The following is a 1,241-nucleotide window of genomic DNA, read 5'->3' on the forward strand; positions in this document are numbered from 1 at the left end:
CGGATTAAGCGAAGCGACCTGGAACGGTCCGCGAGACAGGGTAACAGCCCCGTAGCTGAAAGTTCGTTCTCTCCAGAGTGGATCCTGAGTACGGCGGAACACGAGAAATTCCGTCGGAATCCGGGAGGACCATCTCCCAAGGCTAAATACTCCCTAGTGACCGATAGTGAACCAGTACCGTGAGGGAAAGGTGAAAAGCACCCCGGAAGGGGAGTGAAATAGATCCTGAAACCGTGTGCCTACAAGTAGTCAGAGCCCGTTAACGGGTGATGGCGTGCCTTTTGTAGAATGAACCGGCGAGTTACGATCCCGTGCAAGGTTAAGCAGAAGATGCGGAGCCGCAGCGAAAGCGAGTCTGAATAGGGCGCATGAGTACGTGGTCGTAGACCCGAAACCAGGTGATCTACCCATGTCCAGGGTGAAGTTCAGGTAACACTGAATGGAGGCCCGAACCCACGCACGTTGAAAAGTGCGGGGATGAGGTGTGGGTAGCGGAGAAATTCCAATCGAACCTGGAGATAGCTGGTTCTCCCCGAAATAGCTTTAGGGCTAGCCTTAAGTGTAAGAGTCTTGGAGGTAGAGCACTGATTGAACTAGGGGTCCTCATCGGATTACCGAATTCAGCCAAACTCCGAATGCCAATGACTTATCCTTAGGAGTCAGACTGCGAGTGATAAGATCCGTAGTCAAGAGGGAAACAGCCCAGACCACCAGCTAAGGTCCCCAAATATCCGTTAAGTGGAAAAGGATGTGGCGTTGCTTAGACAACCAGGATGTTGGCTTAGAAGCAGCCACCATTTAAAGAGTGCGTAATAGCTCACTGGTCGAGTGACTCTGCGCCGAAAATGTACCGGGGCTAAACGTATCACCGAAGCTGCGGACTTGTTCTTCGAACAGTGGTAGGAGAGCGTTCTAAGGGCTGTGAAGCCAGACCGGAAGGACTGGTGGAGCGCTTAGAAGTGAGAATGCCGGTATGAGTAGCGAAAGACGGGTGAGAATCCCGTCCACCGAATGCCTAAGGTTTCCTGAGGAAGGCTCGTCCGCTCAGGGTTAGTCAGGACCTAAGCCGAGGCCGACAGGCGTAGGCGATGGACAACAGGTTGATATTCCTGTACCACCTCTTTATCGTTTGAGCAATGGAGGGACGCAGAAGGATAGAAGAAGCGTGCGATTGGTTGTGCACGTCCAAGCAGTTAGGCTGATAAGTAGGCAAATCCGCTTATCGTGAAGGCTGAGCTGTG

The 1,241-nt window shown here is 52.6% G+C and carries 1 rRNA gene; it reads left to right on the plus strand.

The annotated features are described in order from the left end of the window. Nucleotides 1–1,241, plus strand: a 23S ribosomal RNA gene (locus R0J92_RS21375); the annotation flags it as partial.

This window comes from Tritonibacter sp. SIMBA_163, from assembly GCF_046535935.1.
GTDB classification, from domain to species: Bacteria; Pseudomonadota; Alphaproteobacteria; order Rhodobacterales; family Rhodobacteraceae; genus Epibacterium; species Epibacterium scottomollicae.